21 protein-coding genes and 1 riboswitch are annotated in these 17,741 nt (G+C 34.4%); of the genes, 14 read left to right on the forward strand and 7 right to left on the reverse strand.

The genetic code is table 11. The features are described 5' to 3' along the window. Positions 1 to 79 precede the first annotated feature (79 nt). Genes mutY through gldD form a run of 4 tightly spaced genes read left to right on the forward strand, consistent with a single transcriptional unit; the run spans position 80 to position 3,538 of the window. A complete protein-coding gene (mutY, locus tag MWU65_RS15665; protein WP_247079460.1) occupies positions 80 to 1,120 on the forward strand; it encodes an A/G-specific adenine glycosylase in 1,041 nt (346 codons plus the stop codon). A 16-nt stretch (positions 1,121 to 1,136) separates the two neighbouring features. After that, positions 1,137 to 1,634, forward strand: a complete 498-nt coding sequence (ssb, locus tag MWU65_RS15670; protein ID WP_247079462.1) for a single-stranded DNA-binding protein — start codon at positions 1,137 to 1,139, stop codon at positions 1,632 to 1,634. A gap of 19 nt (positions 1,635 to 1,653) precedes the next feature. Continuing rightward, positions 1,654 to 2,985, forward strand: coding sequence for a gliding motility-associated protein GldE (locus tag MWU65_RS15675; RefSeq protein ID WP_247079464.1), 1,332 nt, complete (start codon positions 1,654 to 1,656; stop codon positions 2,983 to 2,985). Further along, positions 2,975 to 3,538 (forward strand): gliding motility lipoprotein GldD, encoded by a 564-nt coding sequence (gene gldD, locus MWU65_RS15680; RefSeq protein WP_247079466.1) that lies wholly within the window; start codon positions 2,975 to 2,977, stop codon positions 3,536 to 3,538. The genes MWU65_RS15675 and gldD overlap by 11 nt, the downstream gene beginning before the upstream one ends. Positions 3,539 to 3,793: 255 nt before the next feature. On the opposite strand, the gene MWU65_RS15685 is transcribed toward gldD, so the two are convergent. Further along, on the reverse strand, positions 3,794 to 4,177 hold the full coding sequence (locus tag MWU65_RS15685; protein ID WP_247079468.1) for a heavy metal-associated domain-containing protein: 384 nt from the start codon (positions 4,175 to 4,177) through the stop codon (positions 3,794 to 3,796). 261 nt (positions 4,178 to 4,438) lie between these two features. On the opposite strand from MWU65_RS15685, the gene rplU reads away from it, so the two are divergent. Both rplU and rpmA read left to right on the forward strand, forming a co-directional pair. Continuing rightward, positions 4,439 to 5,101 carry a 50S ribosomal protein L21 gene (rplU, locus tag MWU65_RS15690; protein WP_247079470.1) on the forward strand — a complete coding sequence of 221 codons (663 nt, stop codon included), beginning with the start codon at positions 4,439 to 4,441 and terminating at the stop codon, positions 5,099 to 5,101. A 42-nt stretch (positions 5,102 to 5,143) separates the two neighbouring features. Further along, entirely contained in the window at positions 5,144 to 5,404 is a 261-nt protein-coding gene (gene rpmA, locus MWU65_RS15695) for a 50S ribosomal protein L27 (protein ID WP_247079472.1), read from the forward strand. Positions 5,405 to 5,481: 77 nt separating this feature from the next. Here the strand turns inward: rpmA and MWU65_RS15700 are convergent, their stop codons facing one another. After that, positions 5,482 to 6,585, reverse strand: a complete 1,104-nt coding sequence (locus MWU65_RS15700) for an SDR family oxidoreductase (RefSeq protein ID WP_247079474.1) — start codon at positions 6,583 to 6,585, stop codon at positions 5,482 to 5,484. 105 nt (positions 6,586 to 6,690) lie between these two features. Continuing rightward, positions 6,691 to 8,007 carry an adenosylhomocysteinase gene (gene ahcY / locus MWU65_RS15705; protein WP_247079476.1) on the reverse strand — a complete coding sequence of 439 codons (1,317 nt, stop codon included), beginning with the start codon at positions 8,005 to 8,007 and terminating at the stop codon, positions 6,691 to 6,693. A 132-nt stretch (positions 8,008 to 8,139) separates the two neighbouring features. Between ahcY and MWU65_RS15710 the strand changes: the two genes are divergently transcribed. The 5 genes from MWU65_RS15710 (at position 8,140) to MWU65_RS15730 (ending at position 11,781) form a co-directional block, all read left to right on the forward strand. After that, positions 8,140 to 8,772 carry a 4'-phosphopantetheinyl transferase superfamily protein gene (locus MWU65_RS15710; RefSeq protein WP_247079477.1) on the forward strand — a complete coding sequence of 211 codons (633 nt, stop codon included), beginning with the start codon at positions 8,140 to 8,142 and terminating at the stop codon, positions 8,770 to 8,772. A gap of 64 nt (positions 8,773 to 8,836) precedes the next feature. Continuing rightward, positions 8,837 to 9,097: a thiamine-binding protein gene (locus MWU65_RS15715; RefSeq protein ID WP_247079478.1), complete on the forward strand. Its 261-nt coding sequence runs from the start codon at positions 8,837 to 8,839 to the stop codon at positions 9,095 to 9,097. After that, positions 9,081 to 9,719 carry a nicotinamide riboside transporter PnuC gene (pnuC, locus tag MWU65_RS15720; RefSeq protein WP_247079479.1) on the forward strand — a complete coding sequence of 213 codons (639 nt, stop codon included), beginning with the start codon at positions 9,081 to 9,083 and terminating at the stop codon, positions 9,717 to 9,719. The genes MWU65_RS15715 and pnuC overlap by 17 nt, the downstream gene beginning before the upstream one ends. Continuing rightward, complete coding sequence (locus MWU65_RS15725) at positions 9,674 to 10,240, forward strand: ATP-binding protein (protein WP_247079480.1); 567 nt, start codon at positions 9,674 to 9,676, stop codon at positions 10,238 to 10,240. The genes pnuC and MWU65_RS15725 overlap by 46 nt, the downstream gene beginning before the upstream one ends. Further along, positions 10,237 to 11,781: a DUF4301 family protein gene (locus MWU65_RS15730; protein ID WP_247079481.1), complete on the forward strand. Its 1,545-nt coding sequence runs from the start codon at positions 10,237 to 10,239 to the stop codon at positions 11,779 to 11,781. The genes MWU65_RS15725 and MWU65_RS15730 overlap by 4 nt, the downstream gene beginning before the upstream one ends. A 95-nt stretch (positions 11,782 to 11,876) precedes the next feature. Here the strand turns inward: MWU65_RS15730 and MWU65_RS15735 are convergent, their stop codons facing one another. Then, positions 11,877 to 12,248: a VOC family protein gene (locus tag MWU65_RS15735; protein ID WP_247079482.1), complete on the reverse strand. Its 372-nt coding sequence runs from the start codon at positions 12,246 to 12,248 to the stop codon at positions 11,877 to 11,879. 77 nt (positions 12,249 to 12,325) lie between these two features. Continuing rightward, a riboswitch (TPP riboswitch) is annotated at positions 12,326 to 12,420 on the forward strand. A 145-nt stretch (positions 12,421 to 12,565) separates the two neighbouring features. Here MWU65_RS15735 and MWU65_RS15740 point away from each other — a divergent pair. Continuing rightward, positions 12,566 to 14,719, forward strand: a complete 2,154-nt coding sequence (locus MWU65_RS15740; protein ID WP_247079484.1) for a TonB-dependent receptor — start codon at positions 12,566 to 12,568, stop codon at positions 14,717 to 14,719. Between the two features lie 54 nt (positions 14,720 to 14,773). Here the strand turns inward: MWU65_RS15740 and MWU65_RS15745 are convergent, their stop codons facing one another. Then, positions 14,774 to 15,217, reverse strand: coding sequence for a hypothetical protein (locus MWU65_RS15745; protein WP_247079486.1), 444 nt, complete (start codon positions 15,215 to 15,217; stop codon positions 14,774 to 14,776). Positions 15,218 to 15,329: 112 nt separating this feature from the next. Here MWU65_RS15745 and greA point away from each other — a divergent pair, with 112 nt between their 5' ends. Both greA and MWU65_RS15755 read left to right on the forward strand, forming a co-directional pair. Then, the gene (gene greA, locus MWU65_RS15750; protein ID WP_247079488.1) at positions 15,330 to 15,806 is read left to right on the forward strand and encodes a transcription elongation factor GreA; all 477 of its coding nucleotides are present in this window, start codon (positions 15,330 to 15,332) and stop codon (positions 15,804 to 15,806) included. Next, on the forward strand, positions 15,806 to 16,198 hold the full coding sequence (locus tag MWU65_RS15755; RefSeq protein ID WP_247079490.1) for an HIT family protein: 393 nt from the start codon (positions 15,806 to 15,808) through the stop codon (positions 16,196 to 16,198). The genes greA and MWU65_RS15755 overlap by 1 nt, the downstream gene beginning before the upstream one ends. Here MWU65_RS15755 and MWU65_RS15760 read toward each other — a convergent pair. After that, positions 16,185 to 16,541, reverse strand: a complete 357-nt coding sequence (locus MWU65_RS15760; protein ID WP_247079492.1) for a hypothetical protein — start codon at positions 16,539 to 16,541, stop codon at positions 16,185 to 16,187. The genes MWU65_RS15755 and MWU65_RS15760 overlap by 14 nt on opposite strands. A gap of 2 nt (positions 16,542 to 16,543) precedes the next feature. Next, entirely contained in the window at positions 16,544 to 17,692 is a 1,149-nt protein-coding gene (locus MWU65_RS15765; protein ID WP_247079494.1) for a HAMP domain-containing sensor histidine kinase, read from the reverse strand. Positions 17,693 to 17,741: the final 49 nt, after the last annotated feature.

Below are 17,741 nucleotides of genomic sequence, written 5' to 3' on the forward strand. Positions count from 1 at the left end.
AATTTAATTTATTCTTTTATGCTAATAGACTTAATTTTAAGTGCATAAACCTGTACTTTTGTTTTTTATTATTTAATTAATGTCTTTTTCCCAAAAAATTCTTCACTGGTATTCCCTTAACAAACGCTCCTTACCGTGGAGAAACACTACAGATCCTTACAAAATATGGTTGTCTGAAATTATGCTTCAACAAACTCGTGTTGCACAAGGAACTTCTTATTATTTAACTTTTGAAAAACATTTTCCAACCATTTTTGACCTAGCAAATGCCTCAGAAGAAAAAATTTTAAAATTATGGCAGGGTTTAGGATATTATTCACGCGCCAGAAATCTGCATTATACAGCTAAAGATATTGTAAAAAATTACAATGGAACTTTTCCCAGTACTTATAAAGAATTATTAAAACTTAAAGGAGTCGGAGATTATACGGCTAGCGCCATAGCATCCATCAGTTTTAATGAGCAACAGGCTGTTGTAGATGGTAATGTTTATCGGGTTTTATCTCGTTATTTTGGCGTAGACCTCCCTATTAATAGCACAAAAGGCATTAAATACTTTAAAGAGTTGGCTTCGCATGTAATGCATAACTCCAATATTAGAGACTATAACCAAGGCATTATGGAGTTTGGCGCATTACAATGTGCTCCTAAGAATCCAGACTGCACTAGCTGCCCTTTAAGCGATAGTTGTGTTGCACTACAGCAACAATTAGTAACTACATTACCCATCAAAACAAATAAAACAAAAGTTAAAAACAGATATTTTAACTACTTAGTTTTTATAGACAGTGCTAATAAAACACTTTTAAATAAGCGAACAGGCAAGGGTATTTGGCAAAATCTATATGAATTTCCAGTACTAGAAACAAAAGAACAAAAGGCCGATGTAGCAAATGAATATAAAAAAGTAGCACCCAATATTAGCGCAAAGAACATCCTATTGTTTAACGATAAGCCTATAGTCCACAAACTGTCGCACCAGCATTTACATACTAATTTCTGGATTATTGCAGTTGATTCTACCCTTGAAAATGGGATTGCAATGTCCGACTTAGAAAAATATCCTGTACCTGTTTTAATTGCAGACTTCATAAAGACATTTAAAATTTCGTATTTTTGATATAAGAAACATAATTATGAGTGGTACATTAAACAAAGTAATGCTAATTGGACATTTAGGAGATGCAGTAAAAATGCACTATTTTGAAGGTGGTGGCTCTATAGGAAGATTTCCTATAGCTACTAATGAAACCTACACCAATAAGCAAACAGGAGAGAAAGTAACCAACACAGATTGGCATAATGTTGTAGTGCGCAATAAGGCGGCAGAAATATGTGAAAAATACCTCAGTAAGGGCGATAAGATTTATGTAGAAGGAAGGCTTAAAAACCGCCAATGGCAAGGAGAAGATGGAAATACCCGCTATTCCACAGAGATTCATGTGCAAGACTTTACTTTTTTATCTACCAAACAAGAAAGTATGGCAAATGCACAAAACAAACCTACTCAAGCCGAACCAGCACAACAACAACAACAACAACAACAACAACAACAACAACAACAACAACAAGTTGCCCCAATTAAAAACACAGCCCCAAATGAACCTGAACAAGAAGATGATTTACCATTTTAATACAACTAAATTTTAATTATTGGACCCTGATCCCTTTATTTTACTGCTAAATGCAGTTGTTTTTGATGGCACATTAATTTCTAAAGTTATAGTGCTTATTTTTTCATTATTCTTGTCAGCACTAATTTCTGGTGCAGAAGTAGCCTTTTTTGGCTTATCTCCTACAGACCTCAATAATATAGAAGAAAACAAATCACCCAAAGGTGGCTCTGTTATAAAACTCCTACAAAAGCCAAAAAAACTACTAGCTACCATTCTTATTGCCAACAATGCCATAAACATTGGAATAGTACTTTTGTTTAGCTCCATTGGCGATGTAATTTTTTCCAACATTACTTATTTACTTTTTGATGTTATTTCGGTGCGATTTTTATTAGAAGTGGTCGTTGCTACTTTTCTTATTTTAATGTTCGGAGAAATTATGCCAAAGATATACGCCAATAGAAATAGAATCCAATTTTCTTACCTTATGGCGTATCCATTGCGCTTTTTAGATGTGATTTTTACGCCATTAAGTGGTCCAATGCGCTCCGCAACAATATATTTACACAATAAATTGGGAAAGCAAAAGTCTAGTTTAAGTGTAGATCATTTATCACAAGCATTAGAAATGACCTCTGAAGACGACACCACCAAGGAGGAACAAAAAATTCTAGAGGGTATCGTTTCTTTTGGCAATACAGACACCAAACAGGTAATGCGTCCGCGTATTGATATTTTTGCATTAGATGCGGCTTTAAAATTTTTAGAGGTTTTAACCGAAATAAAAGACAAGGGATATTCTAGGATACCCGTTTATGAAGAAAACATGGACACTGTCAAAGGCGTTCTATACGTCAAAGATTTGCTTCCTTATATAGACCGTAAAACTTTTAACTGGGTTTCTTTACTAAGACCTCCTTATTTTGTTCCAGAGAACAAAAAATTAGATGATCTTTTAAAAGAATTTCAAGACAAGAAAAATCATCTAGCAATTGTGGTAGATGAATACGGAGGCACGTCAGGAATTGTAACTTTAGAAGACATTATAGAGGAAATTGTCGGGGACATCAGTGATGAATTTGATGATGAAGATTTAGTTTTTTCTAAAATAGATGATTTAACCTATGTCTTTGAAGGCAAAACCACTTTGAAAGATTTTTATCGCGTTGCTAGAATAACAGATGATGAAGATTTTTTTGAAGGCAAAAAGGGAGAGTCCGAAACCATAGCGGGATTTGTGTTAGAAATAGCAGGAAGCTTTCCAAAGCGCGGGGAAAAAATAATTTTTAATAACTATCAATTTGTTGTTGAAAGTCTTGATAAAAAAAGGCTAAAACAAATAAAAATAATAATACCTAATGAAGCGTAAAGTAATTGTTCTTATTTTAATTTACAGTATCGTAACCGTTGGATGCAAACAAGAAGTTTTACCCAAACCAAAAGCCATGCTAAGGCTAGAGTACCCAGAAAACAAAACAGAAACTTTTGAAACGGACAACTTTCAATTTAAACACAATTCATCCTCTAAAATAAAAACGGGGAATAACAATAGTATAACATTGAGTTATCCGCAAATGAATGGAACCGTTTTTCTAAGCTACAAACCCATTACAGGAAATTTAAATCAGTTACTTTCTGATGCCCAAAAACTTTCATACGAACATGCAGCAAAGGCTGACAACATTCTAGAACAACCATTCATTAATGAGGAATACAATGTATACGGAATGTTGTATGACGTTAAAGGAGATGCAGCTTCTCAGGCACAATTTTACGTAACAGACAGCACAAAACATTTTTTAACAGGCTCCTTATATTTTAACACCAAACCAAATTATGATTCCATATATCCGGCTGCCATATATTTACAAGATGATATTCGTAAATTAATGGAAAGTTTTCGCTGGAAAGCCCAGAACTAGCATTACAATTAAAGACCGTACACAGTTTTTAATTCGCTGCTGGTGACATTTAGTTGCAGCCAACCTTATTACCGTTTACACTAAGCCCTTACGATTTAAGGAAAAATTACAAACACTTTATACCCACTCCAAATAAGATTTTTATCGCCTTGCCCATATTAGCATGGTGTAGAACTAGACCTCAGTTATTAAACTAAAAAAGCCGGCACCTTTTACAGTGACCAGCCTTGGGTATCCCTCTAACAAAAATGTCTTTTACTCAGTAGCAATTTTCATTCCTTCAACAGTATAAACATCGCCAGATGCAGCAGTTGTAACTGTTTTCGTTAAATCGTCCGTATTTAAGGTATTGGTATCATACTCTACCACAGCCAATTCTTTTTCAAAACTAACTGTAACAGATTTTACACCCTCCATTTTCGCTAATTTTTTTTCTAAGCTAGCTGCACAACCAATTTGACAAGTCATTCCTTTAATAGTAAACTCCGCCTTATTGTAGATGGCATTAGCCAATTCTTTTGTTTGTATAGGTGCTACAGTATTGTCTATGCTGATCACTTCTGGCTCTTTTTTGTTTTCCTTGCAAGAAATTGAAAGTATGGTTAGTGTTATGGCCAACAGTAAGCTAATATTTTTCATAGTGATGCGTTTTTTACTTTAGTTTAAGAACACAAAAATACAAAATAATTCAATTCAATAATTCATAAGTAAATATCAAATTCTACCTAAAAACCATAAAAAGAAGCCTATTTTACATTTACAAACTAAAATCCTTTTAAATTTTACAACCACAAATTACTTTTTTTATAAAATGACTTGTAGGTTAAGGAATTAGCAGTATATTTGCAGCCGCCTATTTAGATAGGCTAGTTCATTAATTTAATTAATAATATACAAGCTATGTATGCAATTGTAGAGATAGCAGGGCAGCAATTTAAAGTTGCGAAAGACCAAAAAGTATATGTTCACCGCTTACAAACCGAAGAAGGTAAAAAGGTAACTTTTGACAATGTTCTTTTGTTAGAAAACGGTAAAGACATTACTATTGGCGCCCCAGCTATAGACGGAGCCACTGTTGAGGCAAAAGTCATTAAGCACCTAAAAGGTGATAAAGTTATTGTCTTTAAAAAGAAAAGACGTAAAGGTTACAAAGTGAAAAATGGTCACCGTCAGTATTTAACGGAGATTGTTATTGAAGACATTTTAACCTCAGGTGCAAAGAAAGCTGCACCGAAAAAAACTGCTGAACCAAAAGCAGCTCCTGTAAAAGAAGCCGCTCCTAAAAAAGCTGCACCAAAAAAGGCTGCAACTAAAGGGAAAGCAGATGATTTAAAAAAAGTTGAAGGTATTGGACCTAAAATTGCAGAAACGTTAATCGCGGCTGGAATTTCAACTTTCGCTGAGTTGGCTAAGGCTGACGCAGCTAAGATTTCTGAAATCATTGCAGACGTTCGTGGTAACCACGTAACTGACACATGGCCAGCACAAGCTAAATTAGCTGCTGAAGGCAAATGGGATGAATTAAAGAAATGGCAAGACGAATTAGACGGTGGTAAAGCGTAATTGCAACATCACTTAAGTATAACAATATAAAACCTTAAAATTATGGCACATAAGAAAGGTGTAGGTAGTTCTAAAAACGGTAGAGAATCAGAATCAAAACGTTTAGGAGTTAAAATTTTTGGTGGACAAGCTGCTATTGCTGGAAACATTTTAGTTAGACAGCGTGGTACTAGACATAATCCAGGTGATAATGTATATGCTGGTAAAGACCATACATTACACGCAAGAGTTGACGGTGTTGTAAAGTTTGCAAAAAAAGCAGGAGGTAAATCTTTTGTTTCTATTGAGCCATTTGAAGCTTAATTAGCATACTTTTATAAAACTTAAAAGCCCATTATAACGATGTTATAATGGGCTTTTTTTAGTACGCTAATATAAAATCACCACTTTTGATTTCTAAAATTTTTTAGTTTGGCAAATTTCACTGTATTTTCTAAGTACTGCTCTAGGTCGTACTTCGGAATTGGCAAAATACTCTCTAAGAGCGAAGTATCCCATTCATAGGGCTTAGAAGTTAAATATGGATTTAAATGCACCCCTATAGTTTCATAATAATATTGTTCTAATTTACTTTCAAAACCAATGGTTTTACTAACAATATCCTGAGTAATATTGTATTTATTAAAACCAACAGTATCTAATATTTTGGAAATACCGCTTGTAACATCTGTGGCCTTAGAATGCACAATATTCAATTGTTTAACATCAGTATTAAAAACAGACACGATTACCTTTGCAGCATAATCTGTTGGTATAATATTTAACCCACTATCTTTGTTTGCCGTAATTCTTATATGATCATTGGAAGCGTTATTATGGAAAAATTTTGCAAAAAGATAAAACACCATATACTTCGAGATAAAAAAGCTAGGACTGTCCATAGCATTACCTCCCAACACACTTGGCCTTAGAATCTGAATGGGAATGTTCTTTTCTTTACCTGCTTCAGTTAAAAATTTTTCTGATGCGTGTTTTGACGCTTCGTAAAAATTACGATAGGCCCCTCCTTCAATTTCAATATAATCATCTCCTATTAATCCGCCTAAATCACCAATTGAAAATGCTGTACTTATGTAAATAAATTTCTTTAAAAATTTCTCGTAAGTATTAAAAATAGATTTTGTGAAATGATAATTTTCTTTAAAAATTTCTTCTTTGTTGACTTCATCCACAGAAAGATTTACATAACCCGCAGAATGAATAAAGTAACACAACTCCCCTTTAGTAAGATATAATTCTGGATTTAAAATAGCTGTTGCATCAATAACTTTTATTTTAGCGAGAACATCTTTTCGTTTTTTTTGAATAAATTCAGGCGCAAACTCGCTTTCCAACATATTGATCACCCGCTCATTTGGCGACATTTGCCCTTTTTTACGTACTAAAAGGTAAACCGTATTGATTTCATTGAATTTTGTTTCAAAAAGAGTATGCAAAACTTTAGAACCCAAGGTTCCAGTAGCTCCTGTTAAGATAATATTCATAGGTTTGTTTTGCATATTGTTTTGCATCCGTAAGATTTTGAATAAAAAAAGCTCTTTTTCTAGATTTATTTCATAGAAAAAGAGCTGTATTTTGTTAACCGCTTTTTAGTACCTGTAGTGCTCCGGCTTGTATGGGCCATCAACAGTTACTCCTATATAACTTGCTTGCTCTTCACGCAATTCAGTAAGCTCTACACCTATTTTAGCCAAGTGTAATTTTGCTACCTTTTCGTCTAATGATTTTGGCAACATATAAACATCATTTTTGTAAGCATCCTTATTTGTCCACAATTCTATTTGTGCTAATGTTTGGTTGGTAAATGAGTTACTCATTACAAAACTAGGATGCCCAGTTGCACAACCTAAATTCACCAAACGCCCTTCTGCCAAAATAATGATATCATTGCCGTTTACGGTATATTTATCAACTTGAGGCTTAATGGTATCCTTTGTATTTCCAAAGTTACCGTTTAACCAAGCCATATCAATTTCATTGTCAAAATGACCAATATTACAAACGATAGTCTTGTCCTTCATCGCTTCAAAATGACGCCCTTGAACAATATCTTTATTTCCTGTAGTGGTGATAATGATATCAGAATTTCCAACAACAGTTTCTAATTTCTTCACTTCAAAACCATCCATAGCAGCTTGTAAGGCGCAAATGGGGTCTATTTCAGTTACCGTAACAATACTACCTGCACCCTTAAAAGAGGCAGCAGTCCCTTTACCAACATCTCCATAACCACAAACGGTTACACGCTTACCAGCCAACATTAAATCTGTTGCACGACGAATAGCATCTACTGCAGACTCTTTACATCCGTATTTATTATCAAATTTTGACTTAGTTACGGAATCGTTTACATTAATCGCAGGCATTGGCAATGTTCCGTTTTTAACACGCTCGTACAATCTGTGAACTCCAGTAGTCGTTTCTTCAGACAATCCATTAATACCCTCTGCTAATTCTGGGTAACGATCCAATACCATATTGGTTAAATCTCCTCCATCATCAAGAATCATATTCAACGGCTTACGATCTTCACCAAAGAATAAGGTTTGTTCAATACACCAATCGAATTCTTCCTCCGTCATGTCTTTCCATGCGTATACAGCAGTTCCTGTTGCAGCAATGGCAGCAGCAGCCTGATCTTGCGTAGAAAAAATATTACAAGAACTCCAAGTTACTTCCGCACCAAGAGCCTGAAGTGTTTCAATTAAAACAGCCGTCTGAATAGTCATGTGCAAACAGCCTGCAATACGCGCGCCCTTTAGAGGTTGAGAATTTTTATATTCTTCACGTAAGGACATAAGCCCTGGCATTTCTGCTTCTGCTAATTCAATTTCTTTTCTACCCCATGCGGCTAGAGAAATATCTTTTACTTTATTTGGTACGTAAGCAATTGTCTTTGTGCTCATTTTTTCTTTTTATTTCTATAGTTATTATAACTTGACAACTTTGATAATAGAACTTAAAATAGTTAAATTCGCTTATCTAAATTATTTATCTGCCTTTAGCAGTGCAAAGATACAAATATCTTAAATATAGCTATGCCCCTTTACAAAACTATAACAGTTAATAGTAATACCAGAATCTTTATCTATAAGATTGAAGAGTCTGAGGCTGAATTAGCTAAAAATATAAAACTTACGGGGCACTGCCAAACGAGGCTTGATAGTATGAAGTCTGAAATGCACCGAAAAGGATTTTTAAGCATTCGACATTTGCTGGCCGAGGCCGGTTATTCCGATTTTGATTTATACTATGATGATTCTGGAAAACCCCACCTTAAAGACGGTACTTTTATCTCCATTACACACTCCCATATTTTCTCGGGAATTATACTTAGTAAAACGGATAAAGTAGGCATAGATATTGAAATGCAGCGTGATAAAATTTTAAAAATAGCTCATAAATTTACTCCTATTGAAGAATATAAAACCATAGCAAATTCTGACGCCTTAACTCAAAAACTAACAATAGTTTGGGGTGCTAAGGAGTCTCTTTATAAAATTTATGCTCAGGCAGGCTTAAGTTTTCTTCACCATATTGATGTGAAAGATTTTTCATTTGAAGATGAGCAAACAACAGCTGAAATATTATACCAAGGCGATTCTTCAAGCTATACAATTCACTTTATAGAATTTGAATCGTTTACCTGTGTGTATGCCATAAAAAAATAAAAGGAAAATCCATATCTATGAAGGTTTCACCTACATATCATCTACCAATAAAAACAATTAAATAATGAACATTTCTGTAGAATTAACTTTTTCTCCCCTGCAAGATTCTTTTGAAGAACACATCATCACTTTTATAAAAAAACTTAGAGCATCTGGCTTAACCATATTAGAAAACCCTTTAAGTACGCAGGTTTATGGTGAATATGACCAGGTAATGAACGTGCTGAATTCAGAAATAAAAGAGGCTTTTGAGTTAATGGATAGCGGTTTGTTATTTATGAAGATTGTTAAATCTGACAGAAGCAGTTATGAGCCACATTTTTGATTGGATTTTTGCACAGTACCAAGATACGCCGATCTATCTAATTGTATTAGAACTGCTTGGTGTTTTCTTTGGGCTTCTTAGTGTACTATATTCTAAAAGAGAGAATATATTGGTTTTCCCGACTGGAATTATTAGCACTGCAATTTTTGTTTACATACTCTTAGTTTTTGGACTGTTGGGTGATATGTTAATTAATGCTTATTACTTTACCATGAGTATTTATGGTTGGTATATTTGGACCCGAAAGGTTGATGCCACTCATTTTATCCCCATAACAAAAACAACAGCAGCCGAAAAAAAATGGTCCGTCATTTTATTTATTAGCACTCTAATTTTTGTCTGGTTAATTTACCTTGTTTTTGACAAATTTGAAAATTGGACCGCATATGTAGACACTTTCACTACCGCAATTTTCTTTGTTGGGATGTGGCTAATGGCAAAGAAAAAAATAGAAAATTGGATCTATTGGATTATTGGAGATCTAATTTCCATTCCTTTGTATTTATACAAAGGACTTGTATTTAGCGCTTTACAATATTTTATATTTACAGGAATAGCAATATTAGGTTATCTAGCATGGAAAAAAAGTATAGGCAAGAGCCCACAGACCTTATTAAAATAGTTTTGTTCGGACCAGAATCTACTGGCAAAACAACCTTGTCTGAGCAATTGGCCAGACATTACAATTCAGTTTGGGTACCCGAATACGCTCGTGAATATCTGCAAAACAAATGGAATAACGAGCGTAAAACATGCGAACCCAACGATCTTTTGCCTATTGCTGAAGGTCAAATGAAGTTAGAAAATACATTAAGTAAAAAAGCTTCCAATGTTCTTATTTGCGATACCGATCTATTGGAAACCAAAGTATATTCTGAAGCCTATTATGTGGGGGATTGCGACCCTATTTTAGAAAAACATGCCTTAGAAAACACCTATGATTTATATTTACTAACCTATATTGATATTCCTTGGGAAGCAGATGATTTAAGGGATAAACCAGAAGAGCGAGAAGAAATGTTCAACTATTTTAAAAATACTTTACTAAAATACGATCGTAATTTTATAATTTTAAAAGGAAATAAACCAACCAGACTCGCTACAGCGATTAACCATATTGATAAATTATTACACGAAAAATGAATTTTTCCGAACAAGACATCGAACAATTATCTAAAAAAGGAATCTCTAAGGAAAAAGTACTAGCCCAGTTAGAAACTTTTAAAGAAGGAATCCAATATGTAGATTTATCCAAGGCAGCCGTAATATCAGATGGTATTTTAAAATTTTCTCCTCCTGAAGAAAAAGAGCTAGTTGCCTATTTTGAGGAGCAATCTAAACAAATAGAGCTTCTGAAATTTGTACCAGCTTCTGGCGCGGCTTCTAGAATGTTTAAGGCCTTATTTCTTTTTTTAGAAAGATACAACCCTAAAAAACAAAGCATTGACGCCTACTTAGAGTCCACAAAAGACAAGGCTATTGAAACTTTCATTAACGGCTTAGAACATTTTCCGTTCTATGAAAATATCCGAGAAAAAATAGGGTATAATTTTAAATCTGTTGGAGAAGAAATCCATGCTTTTGTAACCGAACTTTTGTCTACCGACAAGTTGAACTACGGATTTTTTCCCAAAGGATTATTGCCATTCCACCACTATAAAGACGCTACACTAACCCCCTTTGCTGAACATCTAAATGAAGCAGCACTTTATGCAAAAACCAAAGGGGTTGCAAAATTACATTTTACCATTTCTGAACAACACCAAGAGCTGTTTACTAAAGCGTATGAAACCGTTGCTGAAAAAATATCAGAAAAAACCAATACTAGATTTCAGGTAGATTATTCTTTTCAAAAATCTTCCACTGACACCATTGCTGTCGATTTAAATAACAATCCGTTTCGTTTACCAGATGGTAGTTTCTTATTTAGACCAAGTGGCCACGGGGCTTTAATTGAAAATTTAAATGACCAAGATGCCGCTATAATTTTTATTAAAAACATAGACAATGTAGTTGTATCTAATCAGCTAGATACTGTGGCAACTAGTAAAAAAATAATAGCTGGGCATTTGCTAAAAGTCCAATCCAAAGCTTTTAAGTATTCTGAATTATTAGAAAACGAAGCTGTTTCTAATGAAACTATTCGTGAAATAAAATCCTTTTTAATGGACGACCTTAATGCTCGTTTTCAAAATGGATTTATTCATTTAGGCAATGAGGAGCAAATAGCCATTTTAAAAGACAAACTAAACAGACCTATTCGCGTTTGTGGTATGGTAAAAAATGAAGGAGAACCCGGTGGAGGTCCATTTTGGATAAGAGATTATCAAGAGAATGTTTCCTTACAAATTATAGAAACAGCCCAAATAAATACATCAAATAAAAACCAGTCTAAAATTTTGCAAAATGCTACCCATTTTAATCCGGTAGACTTGGTTTGTGGAATAAAAAATTACAAAGGTGAAAAATATAATTTACTAGATTATATAAATCACAAGCAAGGCTTTATCACAGAAAAAACACAAGACGGCAAGCCTTTAAAAGCACTAGAATCTCCAGGTTTATGGAATGGCGCAATGGCCTTTTGGAATACTGTTTTTGTAGAGGTACCGCTTGCAACTTTTAATCCTGTTAAAACGGTGAACGATTTATTAAAAGACAGCCATCAACCTAAAAATAAGTAAATCAAATAGTAAAATTTGCCGTTTACAGCATACCCATGAGCTGTGCATTACAAAAATAGCTTAGGTATAAGATACGGAAAATGCAACATAAGCCGTTACACATGCTGATCAATAAGCACCGGGTTTCCATCTGGGTCAATTAATACAATACTTGCGGGACCCGTGCTTTTTTCATCTACCTCTGTACTCAGAACAACACCGGCACCTTTAAGCTGCTTTTGTATATCTCTGATATCGTCAAAAGCACCTAAGGTGCTTGCATTTTCATCCCAGCCGGGATTAAAGGTCAATATGTTTTTCTCAAACATACCTTGAAATAAACCAATTAAGGTAGTTCCATTTTTTAGGATTAAATAATTCTTTTCAATATTTCCCGCAAAAACAGAAAACCCTAAGTTTTCATAAAACTGTTTTGACACCGTTAAATCTTTTACTGCAAGACTAATAGAAAATGCTCCTAACTTCATAACACACTTTTTAAATGATGAATTTAATAAAGTTACTTTTTTTCTATGAATAATAAAAAGGGCGTCATACATTTGCGGCCATCTCAAAGGGGTGCCTATTAAATTAGGCTGAGATTATACCCAACGAACCTGGGCAGGTAATGCTGCCAAGGGAATTTTCATAAAAGAACTTTGTTCTAATATGAATCGCAGGTAAAGAAACTAGGAGCATTATCGCTTTAGGATCTAAATAAGGCACAAATGAACGGAGCTTGCCACTCTATAAATCTAATTTTTAACAAGAATAACGGCCCCTTTTATTCGTAACACTTTTACGAATGAAAACATTATTCACAACAATTGCCACATTTGGACTGGCAGTTTCGGGCTTTGCCCAACAACAACCTACAGATTCCTTAGAAGGAAAAAAAATTGTCTTAGACGAGGTATTAGTTTCTGCAGTACGGGTTACCAAGCAATCTCCCGTGACATTTTCTAACCTAACAAAGGAACAATTTAAAACTCGTAATTTAGGCCAAGACATTCCAATTTTAATGAATTTTTTACCATCCGTGGTCACAACTTCAGATGCAGGTGCTGGTGTAGGATATACTGGCATACGAGTTCGTGGTACCGACGCAACCCGTGTAAATGTCACCATTAATGGTATTCCGTACAACGATTCAGAATCTCACGGCACATTTTGGGTAAATATGCCCGATTTTGCATCTTCTACTGAAAATTTGCAATTGCAAAGGGGTGTAGGTACATCTACCAATGGTTCTGGTGCCTTTGGGGCCAGTTTAAACATCCTTACGGATGCGGTATCCCATAAAGGGTACGGCCAAATAGCTACGTCTATAGGGAGCTTCAACACGATGAAAAACAACATCAAATTTAGTACAGGATTGCTCAATGAACATGTCGAAATTTCCGGAAGGTTGTCTAGAATTATATCCGATGGTTATGTAGATAGGGCTTCTTCTGAGCTAGAGTCTTACTTTTTACAAAGCGCTTATGTAGATGACAATACCTTGATAAAAGCATTGCTTTTTGGCGGACATCAGGTTACTTATCAATCCTGGGATGGTATAGATGCTACAACTTTAAAAGAAGATCGAACTTTTAATCCCGTAGGTGCGTATATCGATGAAAATGGAGTAGATAAATTTTACGAAAATGAAAATGACAACTACAAACAAGATCATTTTCAATTGTTGTGGAATGAAAAACTTTCAAGTAATTGGGCTACTAATCTTGCCATACATTACACCAATGGAAGAGGATTTTTTGAGCAGTACAAAGAGGAGGACGATTTTGAGGATTATGGTTATGAGCCTATTACGGTAAATGGAGAAGTCGTTAATACCATGGACCTAATTAGAAGAAGATGGTTGGTTAATGATTTTTATGGCACAACCTTTTCTGCAAATTATAGCAACAAGGGTGTAGACTTTATCTTTGGAGGAGGATGGAACAAATACGAAGGAGATCATTATGGCGAGGTTATTTGGTCCCAATATGCAAAAAATCACAATCAAACCTATTACGCTGATAATTCTACAAAAACAGATTTTAATGTGTACACCAAATTAAACTATCAATGGACTGATAAATGGTCGCTTTTTGGTGATTTACAATACAGAACCGTTGGCTATATCGCTAATGGTGATGAAACCGGGTTGGTAGACGACACCTTTAATTTTTTTAATCCTAAGGCCGGTGTAACTTTCAATTTAAATCGGAATAATAATTTCTATCTATCCTATGCTAGAGCTAACAGAGAGCCCAATAGAAACGATTATGAAAGTGGAAATCCTAAACCAGAAAAGCTGAATGACTATGAATTGGGATGGCGCTATGTTTCTCCTTTAGTACAAGTAAACACCAACGTTTATTTTATGGGGTATAAAGACCAATTAGTGCTAACCGGAGAATTGAATGACGTTGGAGCTCCCTTGAGAAAAAACATTGGTGACAGCCATCGTTTAGGATTAGAGATAGATGCCGCTATTGTATTGGATGATCAATTTTCTCTGAGACCTAACATTGCACTTAGCAGCAATAAAAATAAAGATTACTTTACCAATAGAGATGATGCTTTACAAGATTTAGGCAATACTAATATTGCATTTTCACCTAGCCTGGTATTGGGCAACATATTTACCTACAAGCCTATTCAAACTCTTAAAGTGTCTTTGATGACTAAATTTGTAAGCGAACAATACTTAAGCAATACAGATACAGAGGCCTCAAAACTGGATAGTTATTTTGTAAACGATATAAATTTTGCCTACGAAATAAATTGTAATACCATTTTTAAATCGATCGTATTATCTGGTTTGGTAAACAATATTTTTAACGAAAAATATGTTTCTAATGGCTATACCTATTTAGATTCTTGGTCTACACCAGGAAATACTTTTGAGGTACAAGGGTATTATCCACAAGCAGGAACGAACTTCTTGTTAGGAGCTACTTTTAACTTTTAAAAGTTAGCCTAACAACATTTATAAAGGGTGGGCTTAAATAATGGCCCTCCCTTTTTAATTTCTTACAGTCACTACATTACCATTAAACGTGGCACTGTAAAACAACATGTCGTGGTATTTAACATCACCCTCAGGCCTGTTTAAAAATTGCCCCGTAAAAAGATTGTACTTATAATCTTCACAAGAACAAGTAACATTTTGTTTATCGCTATCTAATGTCATTGTTGAACAAGCATTTGGTTCGTGATTAGGGCAACTAGCTTCAAAAGCCATAAAACTATTAAACCCCGTGTTTATTACAAAAACTCCTCGAGTGCCCACACCTTGGCTCCCAACATATACACCGTTTCCAGTATTTTTTAAAGCACTATAGGAGGGAAGACTTAAATTAAGGTCTATTCTAAAACCTATATCCTGTAAATAAGGGTTTCTATTGGTGCGATCTGTACTGCATGAAAACAGCAGCAAAACAATTAAAACGTAAAAAAGTGATTTCATATTTAAGGTCTCTTACTACATATACAAACGCAAATGTGTATAAAAATTATGTATATTTGTATAAAATCCTCTTATTTCTAGAGGATTTTCCTATTTATAAAACGATAATGTTATGAGTAACGTATCTTATTACACCATTGAAGGTTTAAAAAAGTTAAAAGAAGAGCTAAATAAGCTTAAAAACATAGAGCGTCCTAAGGCCTCACAAGATATTGCGGAAGCACGAGATAAAGGAGATTTATCTGAAAATGCGGAGTATGATGCAGCCAAAGAAGCCCAGGGACTTTTAGAATTAAAAATATCCAAACTGGAAGAAATTGTTTCTAATGCCAGGATCATTGATGAATCGCAATTAGACAATTCCAAAGTTTTGGTATTATCTACCGTTAAATTGAAAAACCAATCTAATGGCACGGAAATGAAATACACCTTAGTAGCAGAAAGCGAAGCCGATTTAAAAACCGGGAAAATCTCTGTAAATTCTCCTATCGGTAAAGGGTTATTAGGCAAAAAAGTAGGTGATGAAGCAGAAATTGCTGTGCCTAACGGCAAAATAAAACTTACAATTTTAGAAATTACCAGAGCATAATGGCGACTATTTTTACCCAAATAATTAATGGCGACATTCCTTGTTATAAGGTGGCAGAAGATGCGCATTTTTTTGCATTTTTAGATATCAGTCCAAATGCTAAAGGTCATACGCTTTGTGTTCCTAAAAAGGAAGTAGATAAAATTCTAGATTTAGATGAGCAAACCTATCTAGGGCTTATGGCATTTTCTAGAAAAGTAGGAAAAGCTATTGAAGCAGTGATTGATTGTAACCGGGTAGGAATATCGGTAATTGGATTAGAAGTACCTCATGTACATGTACATCTTATCCCTTTAAACAGTATGGAAGATGCTTCTTTTAAGAAAAAAGAAAAACTTACCCCTGAAGAATTTCAAGAAATTGCAGCAGCAATCCACGCTAAAATTGAATAATATTTTGCATAAAAATATAAACTACTGCGGCAACCACAGCTATCCCAACCAAGAGTAAAATATAAAACAAACTCGTGAATTTTACACTGGTTTTTCTAGGCACTGCTAATTTTTGATAATACGTATAAGAGCGTTCAATATCATCTGTCCATTTTATAGGGTAGATGATAGAATGACACCTTTGACACTTCATTTCACTACTAATTTCACCAGTAGTTTTGTGAACAAATTTACCGAAATTCTGTTTTTGATAAAAAGTTACAGACAGTTCATTATGAAAACATTCTGGGCAATTATTCTTTATGTCTGCTTCTTTAAGCACTAATAATTTTTCCTTAGCCATAGTTAAACTTTCGTTTTTAGCGAAATTTGCATCACAGTTCCTTCCTTGCTCGAAGATAATACTTTTACTTTTCCATTATGATATTCCTCCACAATTCTTTTAACAAGAGACAAGCCTAAGCCCCAACCTCTTTTCTTAGAAGTATGTCCGGGGTTAAAAATAGATTGTTGGTTTCCTTTTGGAATACCATGCCCGGTATCAGATACCAAAATATTAACAACAGCACCTATATGGGTAATTTCAATAGCAATATGCCCTTTGCCCCGCATAGCATCAATCCCATTTTTTACTAAATTTTCTATGGTCCAATTAAACAAAGGTTTATTTAAAAGCACCGGTAAAGATTCTACCTGACTGTCAAACGAAAATTGAATCAATTTTGAACTTCTCCTTTTTATATACTCGAAAGCACTCCTTGTCTCTGCTACTATATCCATTGCTTCCAATTTAGGCAACGATCCAATATTAGAGAAACGATCCGTAATGGTTTGCAGCCTAAAAATATCCTTTTCAATTTCGGCTGATATTTCTGGATTTATATTTTCGTCTTTCAATAGCTCGTTCCAACCTAAAAGAGAAGTTAGAGGCGTACCAATCTGGTGAGCTGTTTCCTTTGCCATTCCCGCCCAAAGCTTACTTTGCTCAGAAGCTTTGTTTGTTTTAAAGAAAAAGAAAATTACGGCTCCAAATAAGAAAATTATAAGCATCAATGCCAACGGATAATACTTTAGCTTATTTAACACCTCAGAATTGCCATAATACAAGGTAGCTATATGATCTCCCCGATGGTTCATAATAACGGGAGTATTCTCTTTTTTAAATTGTTCAATTTTTTCTTGAATAAAAACAGAGTCTTTAATCTTAGTGCTCATCATATTTTTAGCACTGAAAGATCCACTTTTATTTACCAAAATCATTGGCGTAGAGGTGTTGTTCTGAAAGATCATTAAATGCAAATCACCTAAGTCTTGCGTTTGTGAAGACTGAAGAAATTCAGCTTGCGCTGTTGCCCAAATCTCCATTTTGTGACGCTCTTCCTTTTTGAATTTTTCAAAAAAACTATTGGTATTCCAAAGGATAAGGCTTACAATAAGAAAAGCCCCCACCATTAAGGATATATTTATAGTTTTATTTTTAGGATTAAAATTCATTCTAGCAATTAATTCTGTTTAAAGATAACGTAAAATCATATGTATTTGG

The organism is Cellulophaga sp. F20128 (assembly GCF_023015805.1).
Taxonomy (GTDB): Bacteria; Bacteroidota; Bacteroidia; order Flavobacteriales; family Flavobacteriaceae; genus Cellulophaga.